Source organism: Methyloglobulus morosus KoM1 (assembly GCF_000496735.2).
GTDB classification, from domain to species: Bacteria; Pseudomonadota; Gammaproteobacteria; order Methylococcales; family Methylomonadaceae; genus Methyloglobulus; species Methyloglobulus morosus.
Genome location: NZ_AYLO01000014.1, coordinates 1 through 20,027 on the forward strand (window position 1 = coordinate 1; position 20,027 = coordinate 20,027).

The window sequence follows — 20,027 nt, forward strand, 5'->3', positions numbered from 1 at the left end:
ACGGAAACATATTGCTGCTTAAATGGAAATAATGTGGTTATCACTAGGGGTAGGCTTGAAAATCAGATTCACTCCAAGGCTAAAGTCACCATCAATGCAGCTTGAGACTAGGCCTAAGGTGCGTTCCGGTTCAGGTGAGCCTGGTTCATAACCCTCTATTTGTTTAATCGCTATGGCAAGCCATCAACCGAATATTTTGCCCAAGCTCATTACATTTCTTGTCCTTTCTGTATATGAAATTGTTGATGCATCCTCGGTTCTCAATTCGCACATTTATCTAACTATTACACTTTTCCACCCAGTATTTACGACTTTTTTACATGTTTTTCGATATATTGGTAAATAGGCAATCAAGGCCGAGTGCTTTGCCTGCCGGAATTATTTCCGTATTTTTCAAGAGGTGTTACAGATGGATATTGGCAATTTGATCTTGACAGGAGAACGCTTCATGCCCCATTTGGATATTTCCCCACCGATAGAGGGTAAGGCCAGAATTGAAGTAAACAAGCCAGTCGCTGAAGTATTTCGGTTCGTAGGGGAAAAGTTTTTTGAAAACTACCCTAAATGGGCATTGGAAGTCTCTGAATTTAAGCCCTTGAATGGGCTAGATATCTTTGTCGGCGCGAGGGCGATACAAACTCGCCTTGAGCAAGGTCAAAAAGAACAGTCGATCTTCGAGGTATCGGAGTTTGAACCCCTTAAAAAACTGACCTTGGCGGGTGTGGATGCGCCGTTTCGAACTATTTACCAGTTTTCTGGCGGGGATAGGCAGGATGTAACAGTGCTGGAATATTCCTTTGAAATTTTGGACGTGGAGCTTTTTATGCTGCCGTTTGAAAAACTTATCCGTACGGCCATCGAAGAAGGCGCTGAAAATACGGTTGCAAACATCAAAATCTTGCTTGAAGATAAACCCCACTAAACCAAATTGTTTGCTTGGAGATTTGGCATGAGTTTTATCGTTGGAAAAGATAATCGTTGAATCCCTGAAGTCTCTCATTGAAATTGGACGAGTGTATTAATGGTGTCACATTGGCAGACCCAGCAAGACATCATCGGGCATAACTGCCGCTTTCTTCAGGGTGTTGACCTGGAACAAGAAGCCCGTTACCAAGTAACTGAGGCCATCAAAGACCGCAAACCGATTGAAGTGACATTAAGAAATTACCGCAAGGATGGCGAGCTATTTTTAATCGTTTAAAAATAATTCCGCTATTTAATCGAAAAGGCGAAGTCATTTATTTCCTAGGCGTACAATACGATGTAACCAATCAAGTGAATGCCAAGAATGAGGTTCAAGAACTCACCCGCTTATTGAGCGACACCCTGTCCCCCGATAAATAAGCTAAGTTATTTAATATTAACCTTCTGGGCGGGGAACTCATTGTGGATAAACCCTTTCCCCTGGTGCTTTTATTATTATGGGCAGGTAAACATGCAAAATGAAACGGCCAATTTCCCCATAAGTCTAATCTTGTTTGGTTTGGCCATGCTGGTCTTCATTGCCTTGGTGGTCATGGAGAAGCTAAAACCTTACCGGCGCTTCCCCGATGAAATCGAAAAGGAATCATTACTCACCAACACCACGACATTTCTCTTCAATAACATCATACTTACGGCATTACGGGTCACTTCTCTCTATTTTGTGGCGCAACAGTTTTCTTCACACGGGCTCTTGAGCGATATGGGGAACCATCCGGTCAAGTGGATATTGTCATTTTTGCTTTATGATTTGTCGATATATGCTTGGCATGTCGCCAACCACAAATACAGTTTCCTGTGGCGCTTCCATAAGGTGCACCACAGTGACAGAAGCATTAACGTTTCCACCGGTTTTCGATTTCACGTTTTTGACTTGTTTCTTGAAATCCTTTACCGGTGCGTGTTTGTTATCCTTGTCGGGGTTGATGCTTATTTAGTGATGGTCATGGAATCCATCCAGTTGTTTTTTATTTTCTTTCACCATTCCAACCTTTCGTTCAAAAATGAAAAATGGCTGTCGAAATTTATTATCACCCCGTACCTGCACCGTACCCACCACTCTACCCTGCGCATTGAACACGACAGCAACTATGGTATCGTGCTGGCGTTTTGGGATAAGTTGTTCGATACCCGCAAGGAACTCGTCCCTGAAAATATCGGTTTGGACATCATCGAAGCGGAAAACTGCTGGCAACTTTTTTTCTTGGCATTTATTACTGAAGACCATATCCGAAAGCTATGGCGGATGATTCCCAAAGGCCGCAAGCCATAGTCCTTAGTAGCCGCATTTTTTTACAAATATCGACATTGATACCGCAAAAGACTCCCCAATAACCCCTGTCACTTCACGATAAGCCATGATGCGGCAATATTTTTGCTTATTTTGTCGTTACTTTCATGTATAGCCAACTTCATTAGTTTATTTTTGATCAATATCAAAAAACTTAATTTTATATCAATAAAAATAGCATCGTCGAAAGTGATAATTTTTTGTCTTCGTTTTGGCGGAATGAATAAGATAAGAATACCTTATACGGTGACACTTAAAGTCATGTAACCTTATAATATTATTGTTGAAAACTTTTAAATCCATTCGAAAAACCATTAACAAATGGGGGTTAAGCCGCATATCTAAAAATACTTTATTTCAGGTTTCAACCTGTCAAAATCATATCGCATTTTTATATTATTTTTACATTTTGCCGTCTATTTTTTACGACTTCTTTACATTTTATTCAGTATATTGAGCGTCTGTTAATTAGGGTCTTTTTGTTAAAGGCGCAATTATTTTCCGACATTTCCAAGTGGAGTTGCAGATGGATATGGGTTATTTGATATTGACGGCGGTCTTTTTTGTGGCGACCGGTTTACTGATTTTGGGCTGCGAATCGTTAAGGGGGCAGCCATGAGTTGGGTTTATATGTTAAGCGGCATCTTAGCGATAGCCGTTTTTGTCTACTTGGTTGTAGCTTTGTTTTATCCGGAGAAATTCTGATGACATCCCAAGGTTTTATGCAAATTGCACTCTATGTCATTACGCTGCTATTGCTGGCGAAGCCACTAGGCATCTATATGGCGAGGGTGTATCAAGATGAGCCGGTGGGTTTGAACCGCTGGTTTGCTTGGGTCGAGAAAATACTTTATCGGTTCAGCGGCGTCAAACCTGAACAGGAAATGCGCTGGACGCAATATGCCATAGCCATGCTGGTGTTCAACTTACTGGGCTTATTGGCGGTTTATGCGCTGCAACGGTTTCAGGATATTTTGCCCCTCAATCCTCAAGCACTGCCTGCGGTAAGCCCCGATTCGTCGTTCAATACCGCCGTCAGTTTCGCCACCAACACCAACTGGCAGGGTTATAGCGGCGAAGCCACGATGAGCTACCTGACTCAAATGTTGGGTTTGACGGTGCAAAACTTTGTCTCTGCCGCCAGCGGCATGGCGGTACTGGTCGCGCTGATACGGGGTTTTATCCGCCGCAATACCGAGACGATCGGCAATTTCTGGGTGGATATGACCCGTAGCACCTTGTATATCTTGATGCCTTTGTCGTTAATTTTGGCTTTAGTGCTGGTCGGGCAAGGCGTGGTGCAAACCTTTAAACCGTATCAAACGGTTAATTTGCAGCAAGCAGTCAGCTATCAAGCGCCAAAACTGGATGCAGACGGCAAAATCGTGACCGATGCCGAAGGCAAGCCGGTAACCGAAACCGTCGAGACCAATGAGCAAACCCTGGCCTTGGGGCCTGCGGCATCGCAAATCGCCATCAAGCAATTGGGCACCAACGGCGGCGGTTTTTTCAACGTCAATTCAGCGCATCCTTTCGAAAACCCGACGCCGCTGAGCAACTTTCTGGAGATGCTGGCGATCCTGCTGATACCGGCGGCGCTGTGTTACACCTTTGGCGTGATGATAGGCGATACCCGCCAGGGCTGGGCGATTTTGGCGGCCATGACCTTGGTGTTCGTGGCGCTAATAGCCGTCACGGTACCGGCCGAGCAAAGCGGCAATCCGTCATTAAGCGCTCTCGGGGTTGACCAAGCCGCTGCCGCCCAGCAACCCGGTGGCAATATGGAAGGCAAGGAAGCCAGGTTCGGTGTCGTCAATTCGGCATTATGGGCGGTAGCAACCACAGCAGCATCAAACGGCTCGGTCAATTCCATGCACGACTCATTTACTCCGATAGGCGGCATGGTGCCGATGTGGTTGATACAGTTGGGGGAAGTGATCTATGGCGGCGTGGGCTCCGGCCTTTACGGGATGATCGTCTACGCCCTTATCGCGGTATTTATCGCTGGCCTTATGATAGGCCGCACGCCGGAATATCTGGGCAAAAAAGTCGAAGCCTTCGAGGTAAAAATGTCAGCCATCGTGATCCTGATCCCGCCTTTGATGGTACTGGCAGGCACTGCGATTGCCCTGATGATGGATGCCGGCAAGGCCTCGATATTTAATCCCGGCGCACATGGTTTCAGTGAAGTGCTGTACGCCTTTTCCTCCGCCGGCAACAACAACGGCAGCGCCTTTGGCGGTATCTCGGCCAACGTCCCGTTCTACAATTTCATGTTGGGAATGGCGATGCTGTTTTCCCGCTATTGGCTGATGATCCCGGTATTGGCGATTGCAGGTTCCCTGGCAGCAAAAAAGACCGTGCCGGTCGGCCCAGGCACCTTGTCAACCCATACGCCGCTGTTTGTGATGTTATTGATCGGGACTGTATTGATGGTGGGCGCGCTGACTTTTGTTCCCGCCTTGGCCTTGGGCCCTGTCGTTGAACATCTTCAAATGATCGGCCACAAATAATTAGGATTAAGGAAACACATTATGACTACTAAACCCGTTTCTACTTCCCTTTTTGACCCGGAAATCCTGCAACAAGCAGCGATTGACGCCTTCTTAAAGCTGACACCACAGCAGCAATGGAAAAATCCGGTGATGTTTGTCGTCTATCTCGGCAGCATACTTACTACCATACTATGGTTTCAAGCGCTGGGTGGACAGGGCGAAGAGCCGTCCGGTTTTATCCTGGCCGTTACGATATGGCTATGGTTTACCGTGTTGTTCGCCAATTTCGCCGAAGCGGTGGCTGAGGGGCGCAGCAAAGCCCAGGCGGCGTTTTTGCGCAGTGCCAAACGTGAGATATCCGCCAAAAAATTGGATGAGCCTCGCTACGGCAGCAATTATTCCAAAGTGTCCGGTTCAACATTGCGTAAGGGCGATGTGGTACTGATCGAAGCGGGCGATTTTGTACCGGGCGACGGCGAAGTGATCGAAGGCGTCGCCTCGGTCGACGAAAGCGCCATCACCGGCGAAAGTGCCCCCGTCATCCGTGAATCCGGCGGCGACTTCAGTTCCGTCACCGGCGGTACCCGGGTGCTGTCCGACTGGCTAGTGGTGCGTATTTCGGCCAACCCTGGCGAGTCCTTCCTGGATCGGATGATTTCGATGGTGGAAAGCGCCAAACGCCAAAAAACCCCCAACGAAATTGCGCTCACCATCCTGCTGGTGGCCTTGACGCTGGTGTTCTTGTTTGCGACAGTAACCTTGTTGCCGTTTTCCTTATATAGTGTCGAAACGTCTGGCGCCGGCCATCCGATCACGGTTACCGTACTGGTAGCGCTGTTGGTGTGCCTGATCCCCACCACTATCGGCGGCTTGCTGTCGGCGATCGGTGTCGCCGGTATAGGCCGAATGATGCAGAAAAACGTAATTGCAACATCGGGCCGGGCAGTGGAAGCTGCTGGCGATGTCGATGTGCTGCTACTGGATAAGACCGGCACCATCACCCTGGGCAACCGGCAGGCTTCAGCCTTAATCCCGGTCAAAGGCGTCAGCGAAAAGGATTTGGCCGATGCCGCGCAACTGGCCTCCCTGGCTGATGAAACGCCGGAAGGCCGCAGCATCGTGGTGCTGGCGAAACAGAAATTCGGTTTCCGTGAGCGGGACGTACATTCACTAGGGGCGACCTTCGTTCATTTTAGCGCCCAGACCCGGATGAGTGGCGTTAACCTGGAAGGCCGTCAGATTCGTAAAGGGGCTGCGGATGCCATCCGTTCCTACATAGAAGACCAGGGCAGCCACTTTCCCAATGAACTCAAAACGATGGTCGACGATGTGGCTCGCCGGGGCAGTACACCATTGGTAGTGGCTGATGGTTCGCGCGCATTGGGTGTGATCGAACTAAAAGATATCGTCAAAGGCGGCATCAAGGAACGCTTTGCCGAGCTTCGCCAAATGGGCATCAAGACCATCATGATCACCGGTGACAACCGCCTGACTGCGGCCGCCATTGCCGCCGAAGCCGGCGTCGACGATTTTCTGGCCGAAGCCACGCCGGAAGCGAAACTTAAACTGATAAGGCAGCACCAAACCGATGGTCGACTTGTGGCGATGACCGGCGACGGTACGAACGATGCCCCTGCCCTTGCCCAAGCCGATGTCGCTGTGGCAATGAATTCAGGCACGCAAGCTGCCAAAGAGGCTGGGAATATGGTGGATTTGGATTCTAATCCCACCAAGTTGATTGAAATTGTCGAAACCGGCAAACAGATGCTGATGACCCGCGGGGCGCTGACCACTTTCAGCATCGCCAATGACGTCGCCAAGTATTTCGCCATCATTCCTGCAGCATTTGCCACGACCTATCCGGCGTTGAATGTATTGAACGTGATGGGCCTGGCAACGCCGGCCAGCGCTATCCTGTCGGCGGTGATTTTCAACGCATTGATTATCATTGCCCTGATTCCCCTGGCTTTGAAAGGCATCCGCTACAGCCCGGTCGGCGCGGAAAAGCTGTTGCAAAACAATTTACTGATTTACGGGGTAGGCGGGCTAATCGTTCCGTTTATAGGCATCAAGGCAATTGATTTGCTGCTTGTTGCGATGAAACTGGCATAAAGGAGACTGGATATGTTAAGTAATTTAAAACCCGCTGTTATGATGTTGCTGCTGTTGACTACATTGACCGGCGTAATTTACCCCGCCTTGGTCACCGCTTTCGCCCAAGCCTTTTATCCCGACAAAGCCAACGGCAGCCTGATCAAAGATCAGCAAGGCACACTGCTTGGTTCTACATTGATCGGGCAACCGTTCAGCGACCCTAAGTACTTCTGGGGACGGGCTTCGGCCACTTCCCCCTACCCCTACAATGCCGCTGCATCCAGTGGCTCTAACCTGGGGCCAACCAATCCAGCCCTAGCCGATGCAGTCAAAGGCCGAATCGATGCTTTGCAAGCGTTCGATCCCGACAATAAAACACCAGTTCCGGTAGACTTGGTCACTGCTTCTGGCAGTGGCCTGGATCCGCACATCAGCCCTGCGTCAGCAGACTATCAAGTCAATCGTATCGCCAAGGTGCGTAAGATTGACCCCGAAAAACTCCGGGATTTGGTGCAGTCGCATACCGAGGGGCGGCAATGGGGTGTGCTCGGAGAGCCAAGGGTCAACGTCCTGACATTAAACTTGGCGATGGATGCCATTCACTAACCTGATGGATTTGTTATGGAATTTGGACGCTGCCTATTGATATTCGTAACCTCTTTCCAGGTCGCTGCCGCAGACACGAATGATACCGACCGCTATGCGCTGCCGCCCAGTAAGGTAAATATAGAACCTTGTAAAAATGAAGCACTGATTCTCCATCCAGGAGCGATTGACAAAGAACGAATGCTATTACGGTATGGAAAGTCTTGGGTGGAATATGTGGTTCAGGCGCGTGACGGTTCGGAGTGGTTGGTGCTGTGTGACTTGAGTACCGGAAAGGTAAATCGTGAACAGGAGCTGATCGATGAATAATTCTGATGAATTTTTCAAAAATTGACTCGGATCAGCCTCTAAAATGCCTATTGTGCCAAGCATAGAGGGGATAATTTAATGTTCCCAGTTCAAATAAAAAACTATATATGAGGAAAAGGCCTATGAGTTGGCTGGTGGAATGCCAGAATGCGATCAAATGGGGGAACAACCTCAAGATCGATCTTTTCAAATCCAAGAATCTGGGTTATTTGGTCTTGCTCGCTATCCTCGTGACCTTGGCAGTCGGACTGATACTTTTTCTGATCGATCCTAATATCAATTCACTTTTCGATGGCATTTGGTCTGCTTGGGTGACAATGACCCATGTGGGCTTCGGCGATGTGGTTCCGATCTCATTTTTTGGGCGTTTGCTGGCGGCGGGGCTGATTTTGTTGGGATTAGTGTTTTTTTCGCTGTTCACCGCCCTGGTTTCGGTGTCCCTGATCGGCAAAAATATGGATGTACTGGGAGTTGACATGCGGAATATCGAATGGGAGGCAGGTCGCATTCAAACCGGAGAAGACCGGATTCTCGCTGAGTTGGCTCGATTGCATGAACACATAGAAGCACTGGAGAAACAGTTGTCATCGATCAAAAAGCCCGTATAAACCGGGAGTTAAATAAAGTGATAGGCTGAATTGTGGAACAAAAGACCAATAGATTTTATGCGTTATTGCCCTGGTTAATGACGTTTGCTGTCCTGGGGGGATTCACGCTCTATAGCGCCGTTTATAAGGTGGATTACAATCCATTTGAAATAAAGTCTATTAAAGGCAATTTATTATCCTCAATGCGAATCCATCTTCTGGAAGCCATTGAGTCCGAAAAAAACGCTGTCATGGCCATAACCGATGAGGAATCGGAATCGTTTGCCGCCAAAGCCCGCCAAGCAACCGATAGCGTGGAAAAAAACCGGAAGGAAATCGAATCCATCATCCATAAGGACGAATTTCAACGTGAGGCAGAGCTGTTAAATGAGTTCAATGCTTGCTGGACGCAATACAGAAAATTGGACGAAACGATCCTGGACCTAGCCGTCCAAAACACCAACCTCAAGGCCCAAAAAATATCCTCAACGCAATGCGCCCAGGAAATGGCGCGGTTTGAAGAGAGCTTGAGCCGTATAATCCAGCACAACAAAACGGGCAAACAGTGCAGTGAAACTGCGATGGTTGCTTATGAAGCGCTCACTGCCAGCCTGAACATTTATACGCTTCATAAGCCTCATATTGAGGAAGCGGACGACCAGGCGATGGATAAAATTGAACAACGCATTAAGGCTTATGACGGATCAGCCAGGAACGCTCTTGCGGCGCTTAGTCGTGTCGCCAGTTCCAGTGACGGTGAAGATTTGAAGAATGCCGAGCAGGCTTACTTGCAATTCATGGAACTGACCAATGAAGTTTTAAGGCTTTCCCGGATGAATACGAATGTCAAGTCGTCAGAACTATCCTTGGGAAAGCAATGGATTATTTCTTCACAATGCCAGGAAATCCTGGCTACCCTACAGGAGTCAGTTCAAGCCCGGCAATCCAAAGCGACGAGGTAAGAAAAGCTGTACCCACGTATAAAGAAGCCATAGGGGTTTGACGACATAGCATCTCTTTATCTATAGGCGAAGCACCATGTTGACGATATTACAATTCAAAAAAAGCCATCTTTTCTTCATAAAGGCATAAGCAACATGAATTTGACAACGAACAAGCCCGATACAACAACGGAATACCTTGTGGCCAGCGACTTCGACCAGACGTTAAGTTTCAACGATTCAGGTTATGTACTGGCAGAGATGCTGGGCATTTCCGACTACAAGGAGAAAGTCACGGGACTCGCGTGTGCTACCCTTGTTCATCAGGGTGCCGAGCTGGCGTATTTGTTGCGGCACGACCCTGCATTCCGCAGTGTCCGTCGCGAACACCTCATTGAAGCGGGCAAACGCGTCCGGTTAAAAGACGATGTCAAATTGTTAGCCGAAATCTTGAACGAAGGTTTGGCCGGAAACCGCTTTCATTTCTTCGTGATCTCTGCCGGACCTAGAGAAGTTGTGTGCTCAGCGCTCGAAGGTATTGTTCCGCCGGAGAACGTGTTTGGTACCCAATTGGAGTTCGATCCTGAAACAGGTGAAATAGGCTCGGTACTTCGCGTACCGGCGGGTTACGGTAAGGTTGCCGTTCTCCAGGAGCTGGAGCTTAAGCTCCAAATGAGCCCTGATCGGGTCATCTATGTCGGCGATGGCAGCTCCGATCTTTACGTCATGCACGACGTGAATAGCCGAGACGGCCACACCATTGCCGTATCGGAGACGAAATCCATTGGCCGCATCGCCAACCGGACTGTGCTCTGTGACAACGCGGTCAGCGTGTTGATACCCATTCTAGAGGATGTCCTAAAATGGGATTCGCATCAGATTCGCGAACTGTTCACCTCATATGGTTTGGCCATCCAGGATTGGGACAAAATCCGTACCGACTGGATCACATTCCACAATGGGTGTTTTTGAATGAAACCTCGAAATATGAATTGATCCGATTGCACGAACACATGGAAATAATAATCATTGTGCTTCGATCAGGGAAAGCCGGTTAGTCTAACCTAGCTGATATTACTGTACACATACATGATACCAAAAAATGGGAAGTAGCCATGAACGTTGAACGCCCCAATCCAGACGAATTGCTCGCCCGTGTCGAGCGTGAGAAAGCCAAGGCCAAACGTGGTAAGTTGAAGATTTTTTTCGGCGCTGTGGCGGGCGTCGGCAAGACCTTTGCAATGCTGCTGGCGGCACGGGAACGCCGTGCTGAAAACCTTGATGTGGTAGTTGGCATAGTAGAAACCCATGGCCGCAAAGAAACCTTGGCCCTGTTGGATGGTTTGGAAGTGCTGCCTACCCGGAAAATCGACTATAAAGGCACAATCCTACAGGAGTTCGATATCGATTCCGCGCTCAAACGTCGGCCTGCTGTCATCCTGGTTGACGAACTGGCGCATACCAATGCGCCGGGTTCCAGGCATCCTAAACGTTGGCAGGATGTACAAGAACTGCTGGATGCTGGCATCGATGTCTACACGGCACTGAATGTCCAACATCTGGAAAGTCTCAATGACGACATTGGCCAGATTTCAGGTATACGGGTTTGGGAGACGGTGCCCGATACCGTGTTCGAAGATGCTGACGAAGTTGAGTTGGTGGATTTGCCACCCGATGAGTTATTGACACGTCTCAAGGAAGGCAAGATATATTTACCGCAACAAGCCCAGGAAGCAATCAACCATTTCTTTCGCAAAGGCAACCTGATTGCTTTGCGCGAACTCGCTTTGCGGCAAACTGCCTTCCGCGTCGATGCCCAGATGCAGGATTACCGGGAAGATAATGCGATCCGCGAAATCTGGCAGGTGAGTGAACGGCTTCTGGTGTGCATCGGCCCTAATAGTGTCTTGGGAGAACGTTTGGTACGTGCCGGCAAACGCCTGTCTACCAGCTTGCGTGCCGAATGGATCGTCGTTTATGTCGAAACCCCACAATTGCAAAGGTTATCGGCGGAAAATCGCGACGGTGTCCTGCGTATTCTGAGGCTGGCGGAACAGCTCGGTGCGGAAACTGTTACCCTCAGCTCACCTGAGATGAGTGAAGCGATTATCCGTTTTTCCCGTGAACGCAACATCAACAAAATTTTGTTGGGCAAACCCATGCGCCGTGGCTTGAAACGTTTGCTACTAGGATCGGTTGTCGATACATTGATTAGCCAGGCGCACAATATAAGCATATACCTGCTGGGTAGCCCAAAGTCGGTGGAGAGATCCAAGTTGGATCAGTTCAGTCCATTACCGGGCTTGCGGCAACGGACTGCAGCTAGAAAAAAGGGTTATTATCAGGGCTATGGCTGGGCTGGCTTCATCATGCTGGCCTGCGCCTTTATTGCCCACCTCATGTCCGGTCGCTTGGAACTTGTCAACTTGGTGATGGTGTTTTTACTTGGCGTGGTGTTTGTCGCGACGCGCTTTGGGCGCGGGCCGTCGATTTTTGCTTCAGTGTTGGGTGTCGGTATCTTCGATTTTGTGTACGTACAACCCTATTACAGCTTTTCGGTGGCCGACAGCCAATATTTGATCACACTGGTGGCTATGTTAGTGATAGGGATCGTCATCAGCAATTTGATGGCCAATGTTCGCTCTCAGGCAAAAGTGGCTTTTCACCGGGAAAGGCGCGCTGCGGCGCTTTATGCGATGACTAAAGATCTGGCCAATAGCCAAACCGAAGAAGAAATCGTCCTTACCGCTGTTCGCCACCTGCATTCAGAATTCAGCAGCCGAAATGTCATACTATTTCCAGACAGCAATGGTCGGGTAGTTTATCCTAAACATAAGGGCATTCCAGAGTCATTGCACGGCACCGACCTCAGTGTCGCACAATGGGTTTTCGACCATAATGAAATGGCTGGCCAAGGCACCAATACCTTGCCGGGTGCTGCAGCCATCTATTTTCCGATCCATAACGAAGACAAGGTGCTGGGAGTGTTGGCATTGTTACCGGTCAACCTGCGCCGAATATTTCTGCCGGAACAACAAAAACTGCTGGAAACTTTTTTGTGGCAGATCGGCCAAGCAGTGGCCAGGGTCTGCCTTGCGGAGCAGGCCAAAATCACTCACTTACAAATTGAATCCGAACGCTTGCATAATACCTTGCTCAGTGCCATATCCCACGATTTGCGTACCCCGCTGGCGACCATCATCGGTTCGGCCAGCACCATGGCCGAAGACGAAGGGAACCTGCAGCCACAAGATAAGCAGGAACTCAACCGCGCTATTGTCGAAGAAGCCGAACGCATGTCGAATCTCGTCAATAACATCCTGGATATGGCCCGGCTCGACGCTGGCATGGTGACCCTAAACAAACAGTGGCTTCCGTTGGATGAAATTATCGGTACGGTACTGACCCGATTGAAAAAATTATTGCTCGGCCGACCGCTCAAAGTCAAGCTTCCGCCGGGAATGCCAATGGTCTATGCTGATGCCGTCATGATTGAACAGGTATTGATCAACTTGGTTGAAAATGCGGTACGCTATACGCCACCCGGAAGCGAATTGGAGATAACCGCCCAAACTTTGGAAAAAACCGTTGAAATTTCAGTCGCCGATCGTGGGCCCGGTATACTGAAAGGTTTAGAAGACCGCCTGTTCGAAAAGTTTTACCAAACACGGCACGAAGCTGCGCAGAGTGGGGTCGGGTTGGGGCTGGCGATCTGCCGTGCCATTGTTGAAAGCCACGGCGGCCATATTCATGCCCAAGATAGGCCGGGCGGAGGCGCTGTGTTCACATTTGAGCTGCCAGCTGATCAGCCTCAGCCGATCATGGAAACAGAAGAATGTTAAATTAATAGCCAGTGTGCCATGACAAAAACCGATCCCGTTATCATTGTCATCGAAGACGATTTTTCCATCCGTCGTTTTCTACGCACTAGCCTCAATTCCCAGGGATTCTCGGTATATGAGGCAGAAACGGGCAAGCAGGGCATCATTGAAGTCAATACACGGAAACCGGATTTGCTTATACTCGACCTGGGTTTGCCGGATATGGATGGTGTCGAAGTGGTCAAGGCAATACGCGGCTGGACTGATCTGCCGATTATCATCCTCTCGGCCCGCAGCAGCGAACAACAAAAAATCGAAGCGTTGGATGCCGGTGCCGACGATTACCTGACCAAACCCTTCAGTTTCGGTGAGTTGCTGGCACGGATACGGGTTGCGCTCCGGCATTCGCTCAGGACACCGGAACAACGACAGTCCGAAGTGTTTATCAGCGCCAACCTAAAAGTGGATTTACACAACAGGATAGTCACCGTAGATGGCCAGGAAATCCATCTTACCCCAATACAGTACCGGCTGCTATCGGTATTGGTTAAGCATGCGGGCATGGTGTTGACCCATCAGCAAATCCTCAAAGAAGTTTGGGGGCCTTCTTATCAGGAAAATGCCCATTATCTGCGTATCTATATGAGCCAGCTTCGCCAAAAATTGGAGGCCGACCCAACTCAGCCGAAATTTTTATTAACCGAATCAGGCATTGGTTATCGACTTAAAGAGTGAAAATATATCCTTTCGAGCAAGGAGGTGGTTATACCAATTCCAATAAGTCCGCATATTATCCCTTCTCCAGCAGGAGAAGGTTAGGTCGAGGGGATTCAAATAACAGCTTATTGGAATTGGTATTACCTGAAAATCAAGGAGATCCGTCCCATAAAAACAAGGATGCAATTATTGCCTGGAGCAAGACCTGCTTTAGTCATTCATATAATAAACGCAAAAATTATTGGTAAGGCTAAGACTCCAGGCCAAAAGAGGTAGGCATATTTGTCAGATAAAATTGATAACCGCATGATTATGAGGTGCGTCGCCTACCAAAATGGCCTCAGTATTGGCGATGTGACGATTGATGGTATTAGCGAAGTACTAAAACGGGAAAACACCTTTGTCTGGCTGGGATTACGGGAGGCGGATAGCGGGCTGTTGGCTAAGATCCAGCAGGAATTCGGGCTGCATGACTTGGCAATAGAAGATGCCTGCTCTGCGCATCAGCGTCCGAAAATCGAGGAATACGGCGACTCCTTGTTCATAGTGATGCATACCGCCCATATTGCGGGTAGTCAGGTCGAATTCGGTGAAACCCATTTTTTCCTGGGGCCGCGGTTCCTGGTTACGGTAAGGCACGGTTATTCGAGCAGTCACAGCGATGTCAGAAAACGTTGCGAGTCCATGCCGCAGAAACTGGCCAAAGGGCCAGGCTATGCCTTGTATACTATCATGGACTTTATCGTCGATAATTATGTGCCGGTCATAGACGGTTTACAGGCACGGTTCGATGTGCTGGAGTCGGCAATTTTTCAATTCCGCCCCAGCCGTCAGACCATGGAAGACCTTTACGGGCTGAAGCGCGAGTTGCTGCTGCTGGAGGGTGCCATTACGCCGGTAATGGATATCTGCAATGAGCTGATGCGCCTCCATAACGCGGTTATCCCTAAAGATGTGCGAGTCTATTTCCGCGATATTGCCGATCACATTAAACGCATTGATCGGACGATCCACGGCATGCGCGAGATGTTGGTCGCAGCGATGCAGGTGCATCTGAACTTTGAAACGGTGCGACAAAACGAAGTCGTCAAGCGGCTGGCCGGCTGGGGAGCAATCCTGGCGATACCTACGATGATATTTAGCTGGTACGGAATGAATTTCAGGCACATGCCGGAGCTAGATTGGGAATACAGTTATCCTTTGGTGGTCGGAGGTGTGGCGTTGGGCAGTTTGTTACTGTATTTGCGCTTGAAAAGGACTGGTTGGCTTTAAATTTAAAATGCACGCGATGTGAGAAATAACAACCAGGAATTCGAAAGTCCTGTTCCTGATGATTTGCTCATCTGGCACGCGAGGGATAGGGCCAATACCCAGCAAGTTCGACTGGAGTTATTTTTTTGGTGTGATGGCGGGTTTAGGTAAGACCTATGCCTCCCAACGGAAGGATCAAAGGTGTTGCCGCCTAAAATACTTGAATATCGAATGGCAACTTTGTGGGGTCTGGCATGAATCCGGCTCTTAATCACAAGCCCCAGACAATTATGGTTGACGGCCTGGTGCGCACAAATGCAATCGATTGGTTGCAGGCATCAATGTTTATACGTCGCTACAATGTGTAGCATCGCTTTCATGTTCATTGATTAATCCCACAAACGATCAAATATCAGGCTTATCTACACCTTGGCATTACTCTCGTCATCCGATTTTTTATAAAATCTTTATAGGTTTACTGCAACTCTTTACCAAAATTTTATGGGTAATTTAATAAGATAGACTTGTCATAGCAACTGATGCCAAGCATACATCAATAACTATCAATAATTTACAATTTTTTTGCTTCGTAAGTTAATGATTTTTCGTTTACCTGCCGTAATATCAGTTTCTGTAAATCAATCCACGAAAAAGGAAGGTAAATGATGGTTAACCAAAACCCCAATGTCCAGTACAGTAATCTTATCGAATCGATGAACCAAGCTTTCGATAATGGCAAATTTTATGGCATGGAATATGTCCTTGACGAGCTGGACAGTGAAAAGCCGGCCCCGGCAAATCAAAATACGATAGATTGGTTCGGTGCTACCGATTATTTTGCTTGAATATAATGGTTTTAACCATTGGTATGGCCTGAAATCGATGAAAGAAGGGGTTACGGGGATCTCCCAAAAGGCCAAAATTACCCGATTGCCCATGCTGGCCTTACTCTTCACGGCTGGGCTGTCTTTATGCATTTTTTACGCAGCAACCATAATTCTTTACATAAATTTTATGCGGAATTCATTAGGATATACGTGTCTTAACAACAAGGTGAAAAAAACTGTATGACGCCCCAAACCTATTTTGGTCTTGATAATGATGAAAACGCATGGCTGCTCGTCCAGCGTAGCGAGGGAAAAACCGTATTTTTTCGGCGATTCAATAATACGATGGAGGGACTCAATGAGCTTTCGAAGTTTATAAAAAATCAGTGTGAGAAGCCGAGAATCTATATTAAATCGAGTGGTTCTGCTGCACTGAGTCTTTTGAAATATCTCTGCGGCATTCCTGACATTGAGGTCATGTTTGTTTCGCAGGCGGGATTTAAACAGTACCAAACCTGTTTGCCGAAAAGCATTGCGGGAAATTCTAAAGAAACATTCTGTGAGGCGGAGATACTGGCTAATTGCGCTGAACGTATGATCTAAGCGGCGCGGTTTCGAAGTTTCACACCAAAGAGCCGCCGCAATTGTTCGGCTCTTTGTGCAAAAATAGTAATAAATATCTAAAAAATACAACTTAACCCTGCTTCTTTGCTCGGCCTTTCCCGATGGGACGTCCCACCGTGTTGAACGAAAGCCAAACCTGCATGGCCTCGACCTGCCCCCTATTATTTCGACCCCATCGACCGTTTTCCAACTCATTCACAAGAACAACACAGCAGGAGCTTTATGCGGAATATACTAATATTGGGCGCTGGCGTTATTGGCTCTTCAATCGCTAGCTTGCTCGCACAGTCGGGAGACTATTCGATTCACCTTTGCGACAACGATGCCGCTGCACTTAAGCGCATCGATGCGGACATCGGGGGGCAGTATCTACGTATCCTTCACCTGGATGTAACAAACAAGGCCGACTTAGCCCTCTATCTCAAAACGCACCCGATTGAAGCCATCGTTTCCGCCTTACCCTATTACTGCAATCCGCCCATTGCCGAAATTGCGCGCGAACTCGGCCTACACTATTTCGACGTCACCGAGGACGTTGCCGTCACCGGCCAAGTGCAAAAGCTCAGCCAGGGCGCCGAAACGTCTTTTGTTCCCCAGTGCGGCCTGGCCCCCGGCTTTATCAGCATCGTCGCCAATGAGTTGATGACCCACTTCGATGAGCTGGATACAGTGATGTTGCGTGTGGGTGCGTTGCCGGTCAATCCGAGCAATGCCCTCAAATATTCCCTCACCTGGTCCACCGATGGACTGATCAACGAATGCGGCAACGTCTGTTACGGCATACAGGACGGCCACGAAGTCACCCTGATGCCCCTGGAAGGTTACGAAACGGTGGAAATGGACGGCCTGTTATACGAAGCCTTCAATACGTCGGGTGGCCTGGGCACCCTTGCCGACAGCTACGATGGCCGTGTCAAGACACTGAATTACAAAACACTGCGCTACCCCGGCCATCGAGAGAAAATCTTATTTTTAATGAATGACCTCAAACTCAACAAGGACCGGGATACGCTCAAACGCATCCTTGAAAACGTAATTCCTAAAACCGTCCAGGATGTCGTGCTAATCTATGTGGCGGTGGCCGGCAAACAAAACGGCAAGCTGTACGAGGAAAACTACGTACAGAAGATATATCCGCAAACCATCGCGGGCAAAGTGTGGTCTGCCATCCAAATCACCACGGCTGCCGGGCTCTGTGCGGTCGTTGACCTAGTGCTCGGTCAAACTGATCTTTACCGCGGTTTTGTGACCCAGGAAAGTTTTAAGTTGAGCGAATTCCAGGATAACCGGTTTGGGCAGTATTATCGACGATGAATCGGCTCGGCATTGGCAAGCAGGGCACACGAGAGCCCTTGGTGATTCTAAACGCATGAGCAGCTAGATGCTACCGATTGATATATTCTGTTTCGTCCACTATTTATTGTAGAAAAACCATGGAATTATTGAATGGCTCTGTTGCAGCGCTAGTTACCCCTTTTCTTGATGATGCCAAGCAATCTGTCAACAGGGAAAAACTCGCAGAACTTGTCAAATGGCACGCCGACAGCAAAACAGCGGCGATTGTGCCTTGCGGCACTACCGGCGAATCGCCGACCCTGTTTGATGAGGAATGGGATGAGGTAGTGTCAACTGTGATTGAGGCCTCCCGAAATACAAACCTTAAAGTTATTCCCGGAACCGGTTCGAACAGCACGCGGGAAGCGCTTAGGTTGACGGAGCGCGCGGCCAAACTTGGCGCCGATGCCTGCCTGGTGGTACACCGTATTACAATAGGCCAAGCCCTGAAGGTATACTGGCGCATTTCCAGGAACTGGATAAAGTGGGTATCCCGCTCATCCTTTACAATATACCCAGCCGAACCGGAATCAATCTTGGGGTCGACCTCATCATGGAACTCTGCGAAAAGTGTCCGTCAATAGCCGGGTTAAAGGCATCTAACGGCGACCTTGACCAAATTACTGAGGTTGTCTACCGATCTTCCGGGCTTGACCGGCCCTTTGCGGTATTTTCCGGCGATGATTCGCTGACTTTACCCATTCTTTCAGTAGGAGGGGTCGGTGTGTTTTCTGTGGCGGCTAACATTATGCCCCGTGTGATGGACGAACTGGTGGCCAGTTTCATGCGCTCGGATATGAATAAGTCCAGGATTATCATGCATACTATCCATGGATTTTGTCGCGCTTTACTCCAAACAGGTTCAAATCCGGCACCTATCAAAGCGATAATGAACCGTGCGGGCATGAAAGTAGGATCCTGCCGAAAACCCTTGGTGGATTTATCGAAGGATGGGGCGGCAACGCTTTTTAACGAGTTTCAGACAATGATAACCAGGCTTACCGCCCATCATATCCCTCACGATAAAGACTTTACGACCTTATGACACTGGCTTGGAATAACGAGAATGGTAGAATTAGAAGAATACTTCAAACTGCTGGCCGGGCTATTGTCAGTGGTGGACCCTATCGGTGCCATCCCGTTTTTCATTAGCCTGACTGAACATCGAAGCTTCCATGAGCGACGGCATATCGCTTGGGTTTGTGCCATGTCGGTTGCGACTGTGCTGCTGGTTGCCCTGGCAGGCGGAAAGTTTATACTGGAACTTTTCGGTATTGGTATACCTTCGTTTCAAATTGGCTATTATTGACCAACCCCCGAAATTGTAAAATCAGCCTAAAGCTTTATGATGGGCGCAACCATTACTGTCGGACGAAAAACAAATGAAAAGTAATCACATCAATTTATTTCCATAATACCTATATCTTTAGCAGTTTATGGGCTAATCAAATTGGCGAGCGCTCATATCGGAAAGTAAAACAAAACCAATACAGGTTGTTGGGGTTTGAGGTGCAATGGAACAGAAAACCGGGTTAAGCCTCAACTCATATATTCCATTCCTTTCTAGCAAGCAAACTCGATACCATCTAAGTAGTAAATAATTTGATCGGACTATTTGTAAGCAACATTTTTGGGCTGGAGCAACCTCAAACCATTCGCAACGACCAATAAGGGGGTATTTGACCAAAAGCCCGGTTTGTCCAGTGACACCCCTGAAAGCAGCGTGTAACAAGGCTTTCAGACCAAATATCGATTTTAAGATCAGTAGTAAAGATTGCTATAACCTATTGATATATAAAAATATATCTCGTAGCACAAAATTCATATCTTATGAGCAGTAGAGGTTGTTATTATTTTTCAATGAGTTATCAAAATAGTTAGCACTTGACTTCCTGTTTCGGTTTTTAAAACTGCCATAATAATTACTTGTTTGTGTGTCACGACGCTTTATTGAGCCTGCGATTTCTCATCATTTCATAGAATGGTTAGTTTTAACCTAAAAAATCAGCAAAAACCTACAAAATAGGTGTCTAATAAAAGGTGTTATACCAATGCCAATAGTTTCTTATATTAATAAAGCCCACTGTCGGGTACACAGATTTCTAATAGTGTCGGGCTGGCTGGCAAACCGGTTCCATGCCTGGCAAC

18 protein-coding genes and 1 pseudogene are annotated in these 20,027 nt (G+C 48.2%); all 19 read left to right on the forward strand.

Features of this window, described 5'->3' with window-relative positions; genetic code table 11:
- Positions 1-409: 409 nt before the first annotated feature.
- The 19 genes and pseudogenes from MGMO_RS02195 to MGMO_RS02290 all read left to right on the forward strand — a co-directional run bounded on the left by MGMO_RS02195 (position 410) and on the right by MGMO_RS02290 (position 19,188).
- The gene (locus MGMO_RS02195; RefSeq protein ID WP_023493383.1) at positions 410-922 is read left to right on the forward strand and encodes an SRPBCC family protein; all 513 of its coding nucleotides are present in this window, start codon (positions 410-412) and stop codon (positions 920-922) included.
- 99 nt (positions 923-1,021) lie between these two features.
- The gene (locus MGMO_RS20455) at positions 1,022-1,201 is read left to right on the forward strand and encodes a PAS domain-containing protein (protein WP_023493384.1); all 180 of its coding nucleotides are present in this window, start codon (positions 1,022-1,024) and stop codon (positions 1,199-1,201) included.
- Between the two features lie 234 nt (positions 1,202-1,435).
- Positions 1,436-2,254, forward strand: a complete 819-nt coding sequence (locus tag MGMO_RS02205; RefSeq protein ID WP_023493385.1) for a sterol desaturase family protein — start codon at positions 1,436-1,438, stop codon at positions 2,252-2,254.
- A gap of 633 nt (positions 2,255-2,887) precedes the next feature.
- Complete coding sequence (gene kdpF, locus MGMO_RS02210) at positions 2,888-2,977, forward strand: K(+)-transporting ATPase subunit F (RefSeq protein ID WP_023493387.1); 90 nt, start codon at positions 2,888-2,890, stop codon at positions 2,975-2,977.
- Positions 2,977-4,785: a potassium-transporting ATPase subunit KdpA gene (gene kdpA / locus MGMO_RS02215; protein ID WP_023493388.1), complete on the forward strand. Its 1,809-nt coding sequence runs from the start codon at positions 2,977-2,979 to the stop codon at positions 4,783-4,785. Before kdpF ends, kdpA begins: the two co-directional genes overlap by 1 nt.
- A 21-nt stretch (positions 4,786-4,806) precedes the next feature.
- A complete protein-coding gene (kdpB, locus tag MGMO_RS02220) occupies positions 4,807-6,879 on the forward strand; it encodes a potassium-transporting ATPase subunit KdpB (RefSeq protein WP_023493389.1) in 2,073 nt (690 codons plus the stop codon).
- Positions 6,880-6,891: 12 nt separating this feature from the next.
- Positions 6,892-7,467 carry a potassium-transporting ATPase subunit KdpC gene (kdpC, locus tag MGMO_RS02225; protein ID WP_023493390.1) on the forward strand — a complete coding sequence of 192 codons (576 nt, stop codon included), beginning with the start codon at positions 6,892-6,894 and terminating at the stop codon, positions 7,465-7,467.
- A gap of 15 nt (positions 7,468-7,482) precedes the next feature.
- Positions 7,483-7,776, forward strand: a complete 294-nt coding sequence (locus tag MGMO_RS02230; protein ID WP_023493391.1) for a hypothetical protein — start codon at positions 7,483-7,485, stop codon at positions 7,774-7,776.
- A gap of 122 nt (positions 7,777-7,898) precedes the next feature.
- Positions 7,899-8,384 carry a potassium channel family protein gene (locus tag MGMO_RS02235; protein ID WP_023493392.1) on the forward strand — a complete coding sequence of 162 codons (486 nt, stop codon included), beginning with the start codon at positions 7,899-7,901 and terminating at the stop codon, positions 8,382-8,384.
- A gap of 32 nt (positions 8,385-8,416) precedes the next feature.
- Complete coding sequence (locus tag MGMO_RS02240; protein WP_023493393.1) at positions 8,417-9,325, forward strand: MCP four helix bundle domain-containing protein; 909 nt, start codon at positions 8,417-8,419, stop codon at positions 9,323-9,325.
- A 135-nt stretch (positions 9,326-9,460) separates the two neighbouring features.
- Entirely contained in the window at positions 9,461-10,276 is an 816-nt protein-coding gene (locus tag MGMO_RS02245) for an HAD-IB family phosphatase (RefSeq protein WP_023493394.1), read from the forward strand.
- Between the two features lie 143 nt (positions 10,277-10,419).
- Complete coding sequence (locus MGMO_RS02250; RefSeq protein WP_023493395.1) at positions 10,420-13,146, forward strand: sensor histidine kinase; 2,727 nt, start codon at positions 10,420-10,422, stop codon at positions 13,144-13,146.
- Between the two features lie 18 nt (positions 13,147-13,164).
- The gene (locus tag MGMO_RS02255; RefSeq protein ID WP_023493396.1) at positions 13,165-13,860 is read left to right on the forward strand and encodes a response regulator; all 696 of its coding nucleotides are present in this window, start codon (positions 13,165-13,167) and stop codon (positions 13,858-13,860) included.
- A gap of 264 nt (positions 13,861-14,124) precedes the next feature.
- A complete protein-coding gene (gene corA, locus MGMO_RS02260) occupies positions 14,125-15,114 on the forward strand; it encodes a magnesium/cobalt transporter CorA (RefSeq protein WP_023493397.1) in 990 nt (329 codons plus the stop codon).
- Positions 15,115-15,755: 641 nt separating this feature from the next.
- Entirely contained in the window at positions 15,756-15,938 is a 183-nt protein-coding gene (locus MGMO_RS02265) for a hypothetical protein (RefSeq protein ID WP_023493398.1), read from the forward strand.
- 222 nt (positions 15,939-16,160) lie between these two features.
- Entirely contained in the window at positions 16,161-16,523 is a 363-nt protein-coding gene (locus MGMO_RS02275; protein ID WP_023493399.1) for a hypothetical protein, read from the forward strand.
- 243 nt (positions 16,524-16,766) lie between these two features.
- A complete protein-coding gene (locus MGMO_RS02280) occupies positions 16,767-17,858 on the forward strand; it encodes a saccharopine dehydrogenase family protein (protein WP_023493400.1) in 1,092 nt (363 codons plus the stop codon).
- A 119-nt stretch (positions 17,859-17,977) separates the two neighbouring features.
- A pseudogene (dapA, locus tag MGMO_RS02285) lies at positions 17,978-18,924 on the forward strand (4-hydroxy-tetrahydrodipicolinate synthase).
- 21 nt (positions 18,925-18,945) lie between these two features.
- Entirely contained in the window at positions 18,946-19,188 is a 243-nt protein-coding gene (locus MGMO_RS02290; RefSeq protein WP_023493403.1) for a MarC family protein, read from the forward strand.
- Positions 19,189-20,027: the final 839 nt, after the last annotated feature.